Origin of the sequence: Chryseobacterium kimseyorum, from assembly GCF_025971945.1 — a bacterium.
GTDB lineage: Bacteria > Bacteroidota > Bacteroidia > Flavobacteriales > Weeksellaceae > Chryseobacterium > Chryseobacterium kimseyorum.
Window position 1 is genome coordinate 302,525 of sequence record NZ_JAPDHW010000003.1, and the last position, 18,070, is coordinate 320,594.

At 37.0% G+C, this 18,070-nt stretch carries 12 protein-coding genes; 6 read left to right on the top strand and 6 right to left on the bottom strand.

The window, feature by feature from the left end:
• Positions 1–333, bottom strand: coding sequence for a hypothetical protein (locus tag OMO38_RS06405; RefSeq protein WP_264749376.1), 333 nt, complete (start codon positions 331–333; stop codon positions 1–3).
• Positions 334–519: 186 nt separating this feature from the next.
• On the opposite strand from OMO38_RS06405, the gene OMO38_RS06410 reads away from it, so the two are divergent.
• Positions 520–3,411, top strand: a complete 2,892-nt coding sequence (locus OMO38_RS06410) for an AsmA-like C-terminal region-containing protein (RefSeq protein ID WP_264749377.1) — start codon at positions 520–522, stop codon at positions 3,409–3,411.
• A gap of 52 nt (positions 3,412–3,463) precedes the next feature.
• Here OMO38_RS06410 and OMO38_RS06415 read toward each other — a convergent pair whose 3' ends face one another.
• From OMO38_RS06415 to OMO38_RS06425, 3 genes are all read right to left on the bottom strand, one after another.
• A complete protein-coding gene (locus OMO38_RS06415) occupies positions 3,464–3,883 on the bottom strand; it encodes a VOC family protein (protein ID WP_264749378.1) in 420 nt (139 codons plus the stop codon).
• 174 nt (positions 3,884–4,057) lie between these two features.
• A complete protein-coding gene (locus OMO38_RS06420; protein WP_264749379.1) occupies positions 4,058–4,954 on the bottom strand; it encodes a helix-turn-helix domain-containing protein in 897 nt (298 codons plus the stop codon).
• Between the two features lie 14 nt (positions 4,955–4,968).
• Positions 4,969–5,973, bottom strand: a complete 1,005-nt coding sequence (locus tag OMO38_RS06425) for an aldo/keto reductase (protein ID WP_264749380.1) — start codon at positions 5,971–5,973, stop codon at positions 4,969–4,971.
• 422 nt (positions 5,974–6,395) lie between these two features.
• Between OMO38_RS06425 and OMO38_RS06430 the strand changes: the two genes are divergently transcribed.
• Positions 6,396–11,648, top strand: coding sequence for a GEVED domain-containing protein (locus OMO38_RS06430; protein WP_264749381.1), 5,253 nt, complete (start codon positions 6,396–6,398; stop codon positions 11,646–11,648).
• A gap of 450 nt (positions 11,649–12,098) precedes the next feature.
• On the opposite strand, the gene OMO38_RS06435 is transcribed toward OMO38_RS06430, so the two are convergent.
• On the bottom strand, positions 12,099–12,452 hold the full coding sequence (locus OMO38_RS06435) for a hypothetical protein (RefSeq protein WP_264749382.1): 354 nt from the start codon (positions 12,450–12,452) through the stop codon (positions 12,099–12,101).
• A gap of 297 nt (positions 12,453–12,749) precedes the next feature.
• Here OMO38_RS06435 and OMO38_RS06440 point away from each other — a divergent pair, with 297 nt between their 5' ends.
• Together OMO38_RS06440 and OMO38_RS06445 are read left to right on the top strand one after the other, a co-directional pair.
• Positions 12,750–14,402, top strand: coding sequence for a helix-turn-helix domain-containing protein (locus OMO38_RS06440; RefSeq protein ID WP_264749383.1), 1,653 nt, complete (start codon positions 12,750–12,752; stop codon positions 14,400–14,402).
• A gap of 480 nt (positions 14,403–14,882) precedes the next feature.
• Positions 14,883–16,406, top strand: a complete 1,524-nt coding sequence (locus OMO38_RS06445; RefSeq protein WP_264749384.1) for a carbon-nitrogen hydrolase family protein — start codon at positions 14,883–14,885, stop codon at positions 16,404–16,406.
• Positions 16,407–16,461: 55 nt separating this feature from the next.
• Here OMO38_RS06445 and OMO38_RS06450 read toward each other — a convergent pair whose 3' ends face one another.
• Complete coding sequence (locus OMO38_RS06450; protein ID WP_264749385.1) at positions 16,462–16,686, bottom strand: glutathione synthase; 225 nt, start codon at positions 16,684–16,686, stop codon at positions 16,462–16,464.
• 284 nt (positions 16,687–16,970) lie between these two features.
• Between OMO38_RS06450 and OMO38_RS06455 the strand changes: the two genes are divergently transcribed.
• The gene (locus OMO38_RS06455; protein ID WP_264749386.1) at positions 16,971–17,423 is read left to right on the top strand and encodes a ferritin-like domain-containing protein; all 453 of its coding nucleotides are present in this window, start codon (positions 16,971–16,973) and stop codon (positions 17,421–17,423) included.
• A gap of 192 nt (positions 17,424–17,615) precedes the next feature.
• Entirely contained in the window at positions 17,616–17,828 is a 213-nt protein-coding gene (locus OMO38_RS06460; protein WP_264749387.1) for a hypothetical protein, read from the top strand.
• Positions 17,829–18,070: the final 242 nt, after the last annotated feature.

The window sequence follows — 18,070 nt, forward strand, 5'->3', positions numbered from 1 at the left end:
TTACTCTTCATTATAGGCAATGTCGTCGGGGTGAATAACTTTGGTAACGACGCCGTGACCAATCAGGTTTTCTCCTTCAAAAAAATCAAAATCCAATCCTTCATAGATTTTTCCTGTGACGTACTCACTTTTCAGTAAAGCGATTTCTGCGGATACGGTATCTCCTGGAAATACCAGATCAGTTTCTCCAAATGTCTGGACTCCGATATATAATTCCAAATCGAATGGAAATTTAATCAATGACCTGTAACCGGAAGAAACGGGCGTGGTTTTCACTCCATCCTTTGCAGGTGAATAAGTAAGGAGAGCGGTGAACGTTGGTTTGATTTTCATGATAGAATCGATGATTTTTATACTGCAGACGAATTTATAAAAATTAATACAATTTCTTCACAGCAACTGCTAATTCTTTCATTTCTGGTTCTGTTAAATTTCCCTGTAATGGCTTGATTTTAGATGACAGATAATAAATCACTCTTATTTGTACATTCAGCATAATAAGATCAAAATTATTACCCTATGAAAAAGTTTACAAAAATAATTTTGAAAATATTAAAATGGATCGGAATTTCACTTGCATCTATCCTGTTTTTAATGTTTATCATTCCGATATTATTTCCGGGAACAATATCTAAGCAGGTGAAAATCTTTGCCAATAAACATCTGGCAGGCGAGCTCGATTACAAAAAAACACATCTCACATTTTTCAGACATTTTCCGTCACTTACCGTTTCTGTAGATGATTTGTTATTGAAGGGTTCAAAACCATTTCAAAAAGACACTTTACTTGCTGCGAGAGAGGTTGCTGCGGGAATTAACCTTAAAAATCTGATTTTTGATGGCGAGGTGAAAATTGATGAGATATACGTTACAGATGCCTATGCCAATGTGTTTGTGAATACCAAAGGTGAGGCAAATTACAATGTCTACGTTTCGAAACCGTCTAAAACTCCAAAAGATACAACCCAGGCCGGCGCTTCTATTAAATTGGATTTAATCAAGTTCAGAAACTTTAATATTAAGTATAATGATCACGCTGCAAGAGTTTTGGTCGATGCAAAAGGATTGAACTATACAGGAAAAGGCGGGTTAAGTGAAGATGTTTTTGATCTTGAAACTGATTTAGATATTAATAAATTGGATTTCAGTCTCGACAGAATCTGGTACGCAAAAGAGAAAACTTTACATGCAGATTTGATTACAAGAATTAATACCAACGCGCTGACTTTTGTCTTGCGGAAAAATGAGTTGAGAATCAATGAACTTCCTCTTAAATTTACAGGTTTCCTGAGTATTCTGAAAGATGGATATGATCTGGATATTAAAGCGGCGTCTGAGAAAACCACGATTCGCGATATGCTTTCCGTTTTACCGCCACAATATCTGGAGTGGGTTAAAGACACGAAAATTGAAGGGAACAGTGATCTGTTTTTTAATTTAAAAGGAAAATTCATAGAATCTAAGAACCTAAAACCAAGGTTAAAAGCCAGACTTTTGGTACAAAACGGTTTTATCTCAAGTGGCAACGCGCCAGTCCCGATGAATAATCTGAATATGGATCTGAATGTAGATTTACCTGATCTTAATACGGATCAGTTGGGAATTGATCTGAAGAAATTAAGTTTTGATTTAGGGACAAACAACAATTTTCGGGCTGTTGTACAGACAAAAGGTCTGAAAGATATGCAGGTAAAGGCTGATATAAAAGGAGCCGTAAATCTTCAGACTTTGGATAACGCGCTGGGCTTAAAAGATATCGACATGAGAGGATTGCTGGATACCAATATTAAAGCAAATGGATTATTCAGTTTGGATAAAAAACTGTTCCCAAAAACCAATGGTTATCTGAATTTGAAAAACGGATGGCTGAAGACCAAATATTATCCCAACCCTATTCAGAATATTAATATTGCCACACATATTACCAATACCGATGGGACTTTTAAAAGTCTTGGAGTAAAGCTCGATCCATTTAAATTTGATTTTGAAGGAAATCCCGTTTTTGTAAATGCTGATCTGCAGAATTTTGAAGATCTTCTGTATAAGGTAAAAGCAAAAGGTGTTTTGAATGTCGGAAGAATTTATAAAGTCTTTGCCAAAAAAGGATTAGACGTCAGCGGATTGATTATGGCTGATTTATCACTCAACGGCCGCCAAAGTTATGCGACAACCGGTCAGTACAGTAAACTGGATAACAGAGGAAATTTAATTTTAAAAAATATAAAAGCCACTACAGAATATCTCCCAAAATCATTTTACATTAAAGAAGGAAATTTCGAGTTTGAAAATGAAAAAATGTGGTTCAGGAAGTTTTTTGCTACGTACGGAAAATCGGATTTTGCATTAAACGGACATCTGCTTAATACAATTAATTATTTTATTGAAAGAAAAGGTACCCTCCACGGAAAATTTGTGCTGAATTCCAGATATATTCTGATTGATGAATTCATGGCGTTGAAAAATGGTGACAATACAGATAAATCTATTGAGGTGGAATACGCAAAAGTTGAAAATCCTAAAAGCAGTGGTGTTGTAATCGTTCCGAAAAATCTGGATGTTTCTTTGGCAATTAATGCTAAAAAAGTTGAATTTAAAGGTTTAGGTTTAAATAATCTGAGAGGTCTGGCATCAGTCAATAAAGGTGAAGTGTATCTTAAAGAGACTTCATTTGATATTGTGGGTAGCCGTATGAAGATCGATGCCCGTTATCAGGATGAATCTCCGCTGACTGCCAATTATGATGTTGCATTGAATGTGCTGGATTTTGATGTTCAGAGAGCCTACAAAGAAATCGACATGGTGCGTGAAATGGCTACGGCTGCCAAAGACGTTAAAGGAATTGTATCGGTTGACTATAAACTGAAAGGTGATTTTGATAAAAACATGATGCCAATTTATCCGTCACTTGAAGGTGGAGGCGTCGTAAATCTAAGAGATGTTGAGGTGAAGAATCTGAAAATGCTTTCTGCGGTAGGAGATAATATCGGTGCCAAAGCTTTCGATAATCCGGATATGAAAGGAGTAAATATTGAAACACATATTAAGAATAATCTGATTCACGTTGATAAATTTACTTTCAAAGTATCCATTTTAAGACCTACCATCAGCGGAACGACAAGTTTTAATGGTTTGCTTGACTTACGAATCAGAGTGGGTATACTTCCGGGAGGGATTATCGGTTTTCCAGTGGTTGTCACCGGAACTCACGAAAAGCCGAAAATCAAAATCTTCAGTAAGACCGGACAGGGAATTATTGATGCGCTGTATAACAAAAAATCAAATAAAGTCATTCGTGAAGAAAGACGTGCAGAAAAGAAAACACGCCGTCAGCAGCGTAAAGAGAAAGCGGCTCAGGAAGCTAAAGCGAAAACCGCAGAGAAACAGGTCACGAAAGATCTTAAAAAGAAATAACAAAAAGACTGTCTTGAAAAAGGCAGTCTTTCTTATAATGAGATTTCTTATACTATTTTGGTTCCCAAAGTTCAATCTTATTTCCGTCAGCATCCATAATGTGTACAAATTTTCCGTAATCGTAGGTTGTAATCTCATCTAAAACGGTAACGTTATTCGCTTTTAGCTGCTCAACAAGTTTTTCGATGTGCTGAACTCTGTAATTGATCATGAATTCTTTTTTGGATGGTTCAAAATATTCGCTTCCGTTTTTAAATGGGCTCCACTGCAGGCTGTTGATTTCCTCAGGATTTGCAATATTTCTCGACTCGAAAGTTGATCCCCAGTCGTTTACTTCCATACCTAAATTCTTAGCATACCAGTCTCTTGTTTCTTTTGGGTTTTCCGTGAAAAAGAAAATACCGCCAACACCTGTTACTTTGGGAATGTCGCTGTTTGCAATGTCTTCCATCTTATCGTTTTGAGATTCCATTAATTTATTTTAAGTTTTTAATTTAATATTTTCCTGTCTATTACTGCTTGAATTAAATTCTGTAATTCTAATTTCAGAATATTTTAGTTTAATAAAATCGTCCTGCTTTGAAACATTCTAAAATTTTATTCAGATCTGAAATATGACCATGGAAATTTACAGAAAAATTTAAAACTAAGTAAAAGATTTTCTATATTCTAAGGGAGTCTGTTTCGTTTTGGTTTTGAAAAGTGTACTGAAGGACTGTGGATGTTCGAAACCTAACGTATAGGCTATTTCACTCACCGACAATTGAGTGGTAGAAAGTTTCTCCTTGGCTTTACTGATGAGTTTCTCATGAATATGTTGCTGTGTATTCTGGCCGGTATGAACTCTCAGAAGATCACTGAGGTAGCTTGGAGAAAGATTCATTTCTTTTGCTGCATTCTGTACAGTTAAAAGTCCTTTTTCTAATGACTCATCTTTTTGAAAATAATCATTGAGAAAGCTTTCAAATTTTGTTAGGAGCTGGTGATTGCTGTTTTTTCTGGTGATGAACTGTCTTTCATAGAAACGGTTAGAATAATTCAGAAGCAGGTCGATCTGTGATAAAATAATTTCCTGTGTATGTTTGTCAATATGCTGACATTCTCTGTCGATTTTATGAAGAATTTCGATCAGATCATTTTCTTCATCTTCAGAAAGGTGTAAGGCTTCATTCACGGCATATGAGAAAAAGCCATAGGTGTTGATAATCTGTGCCAACGGATGTTTAATTAAAAAATCTTCATGAAAAATAAGGAGAAAACCGGCTCCACATTCCATATTCTGTAAATCTAAATACTGCACCTGATTGGGAGCAGTAAAACTGAGCACTCCTTTGTCGTAATCATAATGCTGTTGGCCGTAACGTATTTTTCCCACGGCATCCCTTTTCAGTGCGACGCAATAAAATCTGTTGACGAACCCTTTCCAGACTTCATCTTCGAGAAAAACGCTTTCAGATAAATTGATTACACTTACCAACGGATGTTTCGGCTCCGGTAACGAAAGGAGTTTGTGAAATGCGGAAATTGACGCTATGGTATTCATGGCAGAAATATTATTTAATCTAAAAGTCCCATACTGAATTCATCGTACGGAGCTCCCGTGTCTGTTCCCAAAGGTACAATACTTTCCAGTTTCAAAACATCAGATTCACTTAATTGTATTGTAGATGCACTGATGTTCTGCTCAAGATACTTTCTGCGTTTTGTTCCCGGGATGGGTACAATTCCTTTATTGATAATCCATGCTAAAGCGAGTTGCGATGAGGTGATATCTTTTTCTTCAGCTAAATTTTCGATGGCTTCTACCAATTCGATATTTTTATGGAAATATTTTTCCTGAAAGCGCGGAATGGCTCTTCTGAAATCATTTTCCGGCAAGTCGTCAATCGAACGGATCTGTCCTGACAGAAACCCACGTCCCAGTGGAGAGTATGCAACAAAACCGATTCCCAGATCTTTTAAAGTTTTAACAACTCCTCTTTCTTCTGCTGTTCTTTCAAATAGTGAAAACTCACTTTGAACTGCTGTTATCGGATGAACCGAGTGCGCTCTTTTTACAGTCTCAGATGAAACTTCAGAAAGACCAATGTATCCTATTTTTCCTTCCTTTACCAGATCACTCATTGCCTCTACGGTTTCTTCAATAGGTGTGTTTTTATCTAAACGGTGCATGTAGTAGAGGTCTATGTAATCTGTATTTAAATTTTTCAGCGATCGCTCGACTGACTTTTTTACATAATCTCTGCTTCCGTTAATGGCCCAAGTCACTTTGTTGTTATCATCGATTTCCCAGCCAAATTTGGTAGCGATAACGTATTGATCACGGTTTTTCCCGATCGCTTTTGCGATGAGCTGCTCATTTTTAAAAGGACCGTAAAGATCTGCGGTGTCAAGAAAGTTTCCGCCTAATTCTAAAGAACGGTGAATGGTTGCAATTGCTTCTTTCTCGTCTGCTTCTCCATACATATTTGCATCTTCGAAACCTGTCATTCCCATGCAGCCTAAGCCAATATTAGGGATCATTAAACCCTGACTTCCTAATTGTATTTGATCTAAATTCATAATGTTGATTTTATATAAGCAAAGGTCAACCGATTTAAAATCTTAAAAGTTAGCAAAACGAGGAATTTCGTATGCAAATCACAAATGATAATGAAATAATGCATTGCATCGAATTCCTTTCCTGTAAGGCATTTAGTAGAATTCAATTATTTAGACTTAAAATATCTTATCATTATATTAATTGTAATTTTATATTTAATAATCAAATAAAAATCATAAATATTTTATTTCACTATAAAAATATTGCGAAGTTGATAAAAATAATTAAATTTGTGAACACCAAAAAATATTAATTCTATGAGTGAAATCTCTCCATTTTTACTTTGTTGTCCATTCTCGGATCATGAGTTTCCCTAGCAATATTTTCTTATCAACATTCATCACCTTCATTTTAGACGATGTATAACACAGAATATTAAAATATGAATAAATTTCTACTCACCATAACATTTTTTCTGGCTTTTGTAGCTGAAATATCGGCACAGTGTACTGCTGTACCGGCACCTTTTTTACAATCATTTTCCACAGGCGTTCTGCCGAACTGTTGGGTTAATCAAAACCCAACATCAACATCCACCAATGCCAACGTGAAATGGAAATTTACCGGCGCTGCAGGATATGGTGCCACCAATAACGGCGGTAAACCTGCGGGTACTTTTGCCTGGGTGGATGCAAGTACACCTTACACGGCTGAGCACACCGTAGAATTGCTTACGCCTCAGATTAATTTAACGGGACTGACCAATCCTTATGTGAAATTTGAATGGTTTAAAAATCATTTAACAGCATTGAACGGAACCGTTCCCAATTACGAACATAATCAACTGAAACTTGAAGTAAACAGCGGCGCAGGTTGGGTGCAAATCTGGGCAAGCAATACCAATGATCCTGAATGGAGAACGGTAGGAGTTCCGATAGCTGCATCCTATGTGGGCGCGACAATTCAGCTCAAGTTTACTGTTGATAAAGATGTGGCCGGCAATGGGTATTTTTACGATGATGTTTTACTAGATGAGGTGCAGGTGATACAGGCTCCAACCTGTTTTGAACCGACCACTCTTCCGGTAACCAATGTCACGCCTACCTCTGGAACAATTAACTGGACGCCTCCAGTGGCTCCCGCACCAGCTCCAGCCAACGGTTACGAATATTATTATAATACCACCAATACGCCACCGGTTGCTGCTACTCCGGGAACGGCAAGTGCAGGAACAACGGCTAATTTAACGCCATTAGTTCCGGGAACTACTTACTATTGGTGGGTGAGATCTGTTTGCTCGGCAACCGACAAATCACCCTGGGTATCGGGAACTCCGTTTACGCCAGGACAGATAGGTGGTGGAACGGCTACACACGCATATTTACCTGTATACTCGTGCTCAGGATTTAATTATTCTCAGCAGATTTATACTGCCTCAGAAGTTGCGGGTGCTGTGGGTGCCAACAATTATATCACCTCGATTAAATTTTATGTATCTACAACGGCTGCTACTCCGGCTAATTATAATCAATGGGTAATTTACATGGGGAATACATCCCAAAGTGATTTTGCGACAACTACCAGCTGGGTCCCGTCATCGTCATTATCGCAGGTTTACAATGCTACTTTACCTGCAATGACTGCAGGAACCTGGGTTACGATTCCGCTGAGCACTCCTTTCCTCTGGAATAGTGTTGATAATGTAGTGATAGCAGTTGATGAAAATTCTACAGGGACCTCATGTACTGCTAATTGGGGAAGCTATGCAGCAGGAACCAATAAAGGAATGCTGTACTATAACACCACGACAAATCCTGATCCTGCAAATCCACCAACGGCTACGAGCAGATATTCTGTAATCCCAATCATTCAGATGGTAGGTACAGCTCTAGTTCCGTGTTCCGCAACGCCACCGACAAATATTGCGGTGAGTAATATCTCGGCTACTTCTGCAAATGTTTCGTGGACACCAACTGCGGGAGCGACATATGTCTTAAGATATAGATCACTTCCTGGCGGAACCTGGAATACGATAAATCTTACACAACCACTTACCAATACCTATACTATTGATGGTCTTTTGGAATTTACTCAGTATGAAGTTGAAATAGCCACTGTCTGTAATGCGAGTCCGGCAGGAGCATATTCTACTCCGGTAACTTTTACAACACCGGGAGTTTCGTGGTGTCCTCATGCTGCACAGTATACCAGTGCAACTTATGGATGGATTTCAAATGTAACTGTAAATCCTGTAGGATCTGCAGTATTGAATAATACGTCAACACAGTCTCAATATACTAACTTCTCTACCAATCCTGCTTTAGATTTGATTCTTGTAAGAGGTACTCAGAATAACTCAATCTCTGTTGGGAAAACCTGGCCAGGTACTCAGTATGCGAATTATACCAATGTCTGGATTGATTTTGACAGAGATGGTATTTTTGATGCAAGTGAGCTGATCTACACCAGTGGATCCAGCACTGCATCACCTGTGTCCGGAACTTTCAATGTTCCGGCAGTAACTTACAATGGTCCTAACGCAACGAGAATGAGAGTCGTGGTGTCCTACGCTTTGGCGGCAGGTGCGTGCTCCGGAAATACATATGGCGAAGTTGAAGATTATGCTGTACGATTTATTAATCCTGTACCGTGTACGACGGCTGCTCCTACGAATTTAACGGCGACGAACCTTACGCCGGTGAGTGCTGTGTTATCATGGATGCCTGCTCAGGGTGCAACTTACATTGTACAGTGGAGACAGGTAGGTACCACACCCTGGACTACCATTACTCCTAACCCGACAGTGAGTACATATACACTTACAGGTTTAAGTGAACAGGTTCAGTATGAATTTAGAGTGGCTTACATTTGCGGTGGAGTACAGGGTACGTATTCAGCACCTATACAGTTTACTACGCCGGCCGTTTCGTGGTGTCCTCATGCTGCGCAATATACAAGTGCGATCTATGGATGGATATCCAATGTAACCGTAACTCCTGTAGGTTCACCAATATTAAATAACACATCACCACAGTCTCAGTATACGGATTACACAGCCAACCCTGCATTGGAGCTAACTCTTGCGAGAGGAACTCAGAATAATTCTATTTCGGTAGGAAAGACATGGTCTGGTACTCAATATGCTAATTACACAAATGTTTGGATTGACTATGACAGAAATGGTATTTTCGATACCAATGAACTGATCTATACAAGCGGTTCCAATGCTACGTCACCAGTTTCCGGAACCTTTAATGTTCCTGCTGTTACGTATAACGGTCCTAATGCTACAAGAATGAGAGTTGTAGTTTCTTACGCTGCCGCTGCCGGGGCCTGTTCTGGAAATACCTATGGTGAAGTAGAAGATTATGCCGTGAAGTTTATTGATCTACTGCCATGTAGCACAATTGCTCCGGTGCCAGTAGTATCTAATATGACATCGTCTACAGCATATGTTTCATGGGTTCCTACCGCCAATGCAACCTACAGAATAAGATGGAGACAGCAGGGTACAACATCCTGGGTACAGCCTCTAGCTCCTTTAGGGTATGTAGAATTGCCGGCAGGGCAAAGTTACTACACAATTACGGGGCTTTTGGAACAAACTGGATATGAGGTTCAAATTCAGGCAAAATGTGGAACGACTTGGGGGAACTTTGGAGCCTCAGTAAACTTCACAACTCCTTCATTGACCTACTGCAATATGACAGGAACAGGTACCAACGATTATATTTCAAATGTAAAAGTAACACCTGTGAATTTTCCTCTAATGGATAATACTTCGCTTCAAACGAATTATATCAGTTATACAAGTCCCGCAACATTAATCAATTTAGAAGTCGGATCTACAGGCAATCAGCTGTCAGTTTCGAAAGCATGGATAGGAACCACCTATGGTGATGCTGTAGATGCATATATAGACTGGAACAGAGACGGGGTTTTCACTGCCGGTGAAAAAATCATGACTTCGGCATCAAGCACAACAACTCCTGTTACAGCTACCTTTAATGTTCCGGCGACAGGAGTTTACACAGGAGCTTACACAACTACGATGAGAGTTATTCTTAAAAGAGGAAGTGCTTCTGTAATATGTGTTGATCCTGTAAACGGTGAAGTAGAAGATTACGCAGTCAAATTAAGACCTTGCAGTAATGCAACGCCAACCAATGTAGCCATTACTCCTGTTACTCATAATTCGGCAACAGTAAGCTGGACATCTGCTCTTAATAATAATTCATTTGTTTTAGAATATAGAGCGGTAACTACGCCGGCTTCACCGTGGACTGTAATAAATGCTTCAGTCCTGGCAGGAAATCCACCTGTGATCATCAATGGTCTGACGCCGGCGACAACATATGAAGTAAGAATTGCTGCGGTCTGTGGTACAGGAGGTGCGGGTGTATATACACCTGTCAGCACATTTACTACAAGATGTGATCCTACACCACCCAATGTTACGATTACTAATGTTACCGCAAATTCAGCGGTCGTAACATGGAATCCTGTTGTACCTAATGCAAATTATATTCTGAGATGGAGAATAGAAGGAACAACCACATGGAATACTCCTACAGTCCCTCAACCACCTTTAAATTCCTACACCATTACCGGATTAAATTCATACGTAACTTATGAAGTGCAGGTAGCCAATCAGTGTGTTGGGGAAACAACTCCAAATCAATGGTCAAACCCTCAGGTGTTCACAACAGTAAGAGTTTGTGATATTGCTCCTCCGGGATTAACGATTACGGCACTGACGCCAACGACAGCAGAAATAATTTGGGATTCATTTCCGGGAGCAACGTATATCCTGAGATACAGAAAGGTTGGTATTCCTAGCTGGACAAGTATTCCTGTCAGCACGAATACGTATACGATAACCGGATTATTAGAATTGACTAAATATGAAATGCAGGTGGCAAATGTCTGCAATGGAACTACCGGTAACTTAACACCGCTGTATTACTTTACAACACCTACCGTTGTATACTGCCAGATGTCTTCAGCCAATTCTGCAACAGAATTCATTTCGAAAGTTACGGCAAAGCCTACTGGTAAACCTGAGATGGTTAACGAGACTCCAGCGTCTAATTACTCAGATTTTACAGGAGATCAAACGAAATATATCGAAATGGTTCAGGGATCGTCTGGTAATCAGATAATTGTTGACAAAACTTTAACTGGCGGAGCGACTGCCGGTGTTGCAATCTGGATTGATTTTAACAGAAACGGATATTTCGATATTGATGAAAGAGTACTTGCTGACGGTCCGAACACAAACCCTACAGCTACTGCGACTTTCAATGTTCCGGCAGATGCGTTTGTAAGCATGACCGATTACAAATATGTTGTGATGAGAGTTGCCATGCAGAAAGATGGAATTCCGGTAAACTGCGTGAACTTCGACAGTGGCGAAGTTGAAGATTATACCATAAGAATTTCAAAAGTTCCTGTTCCAAATTCTGTAAACCAAAATGACATCCTGATTTATCCAAATCCTGTGACGACGATACTGAATGTAAAAAACATCAGTGCAAAGGCAAATTACAAGATTTACACAGCTTCAGGGCGCCTTGTGTCGACCGGATTGATCGTGAACAATGCAATTGATGTAAGCAGTCTGATCAACGGATTGTATATTATAGACATCGATGATGTACAGGGACATGTGCAAAAGAAGTTTATTAAAGAATAAAAATTAGAATAACTTCATCAGATTATGACATAAGCTCTCAGTTATGAGAGCTTATTTTTTTTATCAGAACATGGATGGTTTAGAATTATAAACGATTTAAAAATTTATAAGTCTTCCCTATAGTCTCAAACGTAATGATTAAACGGTTTTGAGTAGAGGAATTTTAGCTTTACATAAATACTTAAATTACGATTATATAATTGCTTCCTATGCTTTTCTATCATTATGTCAAGGTTATTTGGTTCTGTATTCTATTTGCTAGATGTATTGTCCGTAGATAAAGGTCTCGCATTTCTAAAGTAATCACATACTCATAATTGCTGTCGCATGACCAATCATTGTGAATGACCAGTATTCTTTAAGTGATATTTAGGAATCAATTAAAGCAAAAAAGCAGAACTAAATATTAGTCCTGCTTTTTAATTATAAATGAATGTTTGGTGTCGTGTTTTATTTACCGATTTTCCAGTGAGTTCCACTCTTTGGAGGTTCGGTAGGATCAGTAGAAATCTCAATAGTGTCTCCAATTTTCCAGTGAGTTCCACTTTTAGGCGGTTCTGTAGGATCTTCAGAAACATTGATACTGTCTCCGATCTTCCAGTGTGTTCCATTTTTTGGCGGTTCCTTCGGATCTATATTGGTAGAGTCGCGATTTGCTGCGTTTTGAATTTCATCCTCCTTTAAAGTTTTTTTCTCAAAAAAATCTTTTGTGTTTTTCTCGCTGCTCAAGTCATCATCCTGCCGGCAAGATATCACTGCAATACCCATTAATATAAATACGATAAAAAAATATTTTTGTATCATGATGAAATATTAAAATGTTACTGACTCGATTTTTTTACAAAGATATTCATGTGGTGTTCACAATGCAAGCATATGGGGTGCTAATTTATAAATATTGCCGTAATAATTTATAAATTTTTACGTAATTTAAGGCTGTAATATTTTGATTATTAGTGCAATATCAATTTGTGCGATTATAACTTTTTATTTATTAGAGAGCATTGTAACAATGACGGAATTTGCTTATTTTTGACTATGATTTTTAACGATAGATATCCATTGATAAAAAGGTTGCTGACATTATGCTGCTGTATCTTTGTGTCATTCTTATTTTCACAGGATTCTTATGCCGGGTATCGAAAGAAATATTGGGGCTACGATGAAAATGATCAGCGGGCATTTGTTTATATTAATCAATACATTAATCTCGCTAAATCAGAAAACAATAATTCAGAATTATTTCAGGCATACAAAGATGCGATCTTATTCTCAAAAGATGAAAAATTAAAGTTTGCTGACAGTGCAATATCTACTGCAAAAAAATCAGCAAACAGAGATCTTATAGGGGATGGCTATCTAAGTAAGGGTGCAATTTATTATTTTAATCACCGAAAATTCCAGCTTGCATTAAACGAATATTTAACGGCGTACGAATATCTGAAAGATTCTAAAGATGAATTTCTAAAATATCAGAATTTATATCACATTGGCGTCATCAAAAGCTATTTAGGATACTATGAGGAAGCTCTGGAGATCTTCAAACAGTGTATTGCTTTTTTTGAATCTAAAACAAAGAGTGATCTGCATGAAAACGTTATCTACAACAATAGAAAAGGATACCTCAATTCTATGCATCAGGCCATTATCTGCTATCAGGCGATGGGCAAATATGATGAGGTGAAAAAACTTCTGGCAGTTTTAGGGCCTTCCATACCAAAGACAAAGGATTTCAGTTTAGAACACAGCTATTATAAAAAAAGCTTGGGTGTTTCAGATTTTTCGAATAAAATGTATGCAGACGCGATCAAAGATTTTGATCAGTCTTTACCGGCACTTCTTAAAGTCAATGATTTTACGTGGGCTTCATATGTCTATTACTACAAGGGTAAGAGTTACGCTAATCTTGGCAAGGAAGAGTTGGGTGTAGAAAATTATAAAAAAGTTGATTCTATCTTTAAGAAACACCAGTTTATTCTTCCTGAATTGCGTGCAAACTACGAAGAACTGATCACCTATTATAAAAAGAAGAAAAGTCCGGAAAATGAGTTGTACTACACCAATCAGCTGTTAAAGGTTGACAGTGTGATCTCGTCAGATTTTAAATATCTTTCTACACGTATTTATAAAGATTATGATACAAAGCAACTTTTGGAAGTTAAAGAAAACCTTCAGAAAACCAATTCTTTTGGTATTGCACTGCTGATTATTTCAGCGATTGTTATTATTCTGCTCGGCTGTATGATGTTTTACAGAATTAAAAAGCAGAAACAGATTCAGCAAAAATATAATGAACTTTTAGTCAAGATTGAAGATGAAAAATTCCCGGATCCCGAAATTGAAACCCTGAAATTCGATCTTACTAAAAATATAAAACTTGATCAGAATATTATTGAAAAACTGCTGAAGGATATCAGCAATTTTGAAGCAAAAGAAAAGTTTCTTGAGAAAGGTCTTACGCTTAAAAAACTCGCAGAACATTTTAAAACCAATACCTCTTATCTGTCTCAGGTGATTAACGAGTATAAAGGAACTAACTTCAGTGTGTACATTAATGTTTTAAGAATCAATTATGCGACACAGAAAATTTATCATGATAAAGAGTGGAGGAAATATTCAATAGAGCACATTGCGTCTGCGTCAGGATTTAGCAACAGACAGAGTTTTTCAAATATTTTCTTAGAAATAAACGGAATTCGTCCGGTAGATTTCATCAAAAAAAGAATCAAGGAGTTAGAGACCGGTGAAGAATAGATTTTGTTTTAGTCAATTAATATGCCTTAAAAAAGTAGATGCCAGGATTGAACAATCCTGGCATACTACTAATAGAAACTAAGTGATGAAACAATATATTTTGTGATAATGATGAATGTTTGTATTAATGATAATTGAAAAGTGAATTGTTACAATGTTTCTCAATTATTATGATACTAAAGTATAGACTTTATAATTCATTCACAAAGCATCGTGGGAGACATTTATAAATATTTACGTAACAATTTATAAATTTTAACTGAAGTTTTTAATGATAAATAGTTATTTTTCAATTGTTTATAGAATTATTATTTTTATTTAATTAGCACACACTTCATATTCTAAACATCAAAAAATTAATCTTGTTCTTTTATAAAAATAAGATGTTTTTTAACGATAAAAAGGCCGGATATTTTTTTAAATAAGCGCCTTAATCTCCGAATTCCTATTATTTTCCTTAACTTTAGTAAAAATAAATTTATGCAGATAGATACACGCACACTGAATATTAATGATTATGATGAACTAGTTTCGGCGATGCGCAGAGCTTATCCTAAAATGTCAGAATATGTTTGGTCTAAGAAAAGTATTTTAAAACTTACAAAAATTTTTGAAGCAGGGCAGATCTGTATAACAGTAGATGGAAAGATTGCTGCGGTTGCTCTTTCAATCGTTGTCAATTATGAAGAATTTGATGATGAGCACACGTACAGCGATATTACTGGGAATTACACTTTCAATACGCATTCCTCCACCGGAAATGTGTTATACGGTATCGAAATATTTGTCGATCCTGTGTACCGCGAATTAAGACTGGGAAGAAGATTATATGATGCAAGAAAGGAATTGTGCGAGCAGTTAAATTTAAAATCGATTATCCTCGGTGGAAGAATTCCTGATTATCACAAATACAGTCATGAAATTTCTCCAAGAGAATATATCAGAAGAGTAAGAGACAAGGAAATTTATGATCCGGTTCTTTCGTTTCAGCTTTCCAATAATTTTTTACCGATTAGGGTTCTTAAAAAATATCTTCCTGAAGATGAAGCATCGCGCGAGAATGCAGTGTTACTTCAGTGGAATAATATTTATTACAGTAAAAAGCCAAATACCATGCAGGACAGCACGATCCGTTTAGGTTTGGTACAGTGGCAGATGAGGCATTTCAAAGATATCAATGCTTTTTATGAGCAGGTAGAGTTTTTTGTCAATGTAATGGGAGACTATAAGTCAGACTTTGTACTGTTCCCTGAATTATTTAATACACCATTGCTTGCGCCGTTCAATAATCTTTCGGAGCGGGACAGTATGATCGAGCTTGCGAAGATTACAGATCAGATTAAAGCTAAAATTTCAGAATTGGCAATCAGCTACAATGTCAATATTATTTCTGGGAGTATGCCAGTTTTCGAAAACAATGATTTGTATAATGTAAGTTATCTATTACACCGCGACGGCCGTATAGATGAGTACAGAAAAATCCATATTACACCAAATGAAAGGAAGTATTATGGAATGAAGGGAGGGAATGAGATCAAAGTTTTCGATACTGATTGCGGTAAAATCGGTTTGGTCATCTGTTATGATGTAGAATTTCCGGAATTACCAAGGCTGTTGGCTGATCAGGGAATGAAAATTCTTTTTGTACCGTACCTCACAGATACTCAGAATGCTTACATGAGAGTGCGCCACTGTGCGGCAGCAAGAGCAATAGAAAATGAATGTTATGTAGCGATTGCCGGTTGTGTAGGAAATTTACCGGGTGTTAATAATATGGATATACAGTTTGGTCAGGCTGCAGTATTTACCCCGTCAGATTTTGCATTTCCGTCTAATGCTGTGAAAGGTGAAGCTACGCCGAATACTGAGATGACCCTGATTGTAGATGTCGATTTAAATTTGCTGAAAGACCTACATTATCACGGTTCAGTTCAAATTCTCAATGACCGACGAAAAGATTTATACGAAACCTCGCTTCTCAAAGATAAGACGCCGATCATTTAGAAAATAATTAATTTAAAAAGTCCCCATTTTCTTTTAAAATGGGGACTTTTTAAATTTAATCCAGAATGAGTCTTCCTTCAATCGGCTGATCAACGACAATAAAAATGCTCTCATTATGTCGTTTGATCGGGATTTGAATGACAGAGTAAGTTCCGTCTGCAGTTTTCTCTTCAACGATGAGATTGCTACCTTCTCCGATTTCTGATTTTGAATATTCTAATTGGTAATTCCCGTCATCGGTTTTTTTAAAATCTTCTTTTGTGAATTCTTTATGTGCCATATATTTTGGTTTTTGTTTATAACTAATTTAAGAAATATATCTGTTGTTTACTCATTAAAAATAAAAATGTCATTCATCAAAAATCCCCAAACGTAAAGTTTAGGGATTTTGTCATTATTAATATGATGTAAATGTGGTGTTGGTAAATTTAATTCTTACTCAATATGTTTCAAATTTCGTGCCTAAAATTTTATTATGTTAAATAATTTAAAATAATTTTTTTTTGAGAATTCTGGGCACAGATATTGCCAAGTGAATAGTACACTAATCAAACAAATAATATTATGAGTCAAGAAAAGACAGTATCAGTTCTTAATGATCTGCTGCAAATTACAAACGACAGAATTGAAGGATTTTCAAAAGTTGAAGACAAAGTTTGGGATAACTATTCCGGATTAAAAGCAGACTACGATGAAATGGTTTCGAACTCTCAGAACATGAAATCTGAATTGGTAGGATTAATTACTGAAAGAGGAGGACAGCCTGATAATACCACAACAACTGCAGGAGCCATTCATAGAGCATGGATTGATGTGAAAAATTCTTTCTCAGGAAATAAAGACGAGGCAACACTGGAGAATGTAGTTTTCGGTGAAGATGCTGCTATTAAGGCTTATCAGGATGCTTTAGACAGCGGTGATCTTTGTGCTGAAAGCTCTAGAAAGGTTCAGGATCAGCTTCATCATTTAAAATCATCATACCAGAAGTTTGAAAATCTTGAGCATCTACGCTCGTAAAAGAAAACGAAAAGGAATAAGCTGTTTTATTGATAAAGTAAAGCAGCTTTTTCGTATTAAAATTCTGACAGAGTAGTTGTATGTTTAATGGGTTAATGGTTTGATTATTAAGCAAATAATTAGTTTGTGATTCAAATCATAAAGCATTAATCTCATTTTTAGTACATTTGATATAACACCAAAAATAAAAATATGAAAGCACTCATCACCTTGATTGTCGTCATGGGGCTGGTCACTGTGAGCTGCAAAAAAGAATCACAGGCTCGCTCTTCAGGATCGGATACCATCACTACTCCGGAAACTGAAACTTCTATACCCGTCCCTGCGAAAATAGATACTTTAGTGGCAGCGCCAAAATCTGACACAGCATCTACAAAACAGGATTCAGCAACAATGCGAAAGTAAGACAGTCAAAAATCTGACAGATTTATATCCAGCGGTTATCATAGTATTATAATTAAATAGGTGATAATCTGGTTTCGGTAAAATTTGGCTAAATTTTTCAGCATTTATTTCCTTAAATCACTTTCAGTTTTATACGTCCATCAGGTAAAAAGATGTGATTACAAGTATTCATTTTTTCAGGGTTTCAATTTCATTAGAAATAACCTCTTTCATTATTTTGATGTATTAAGAAATTTATGTTA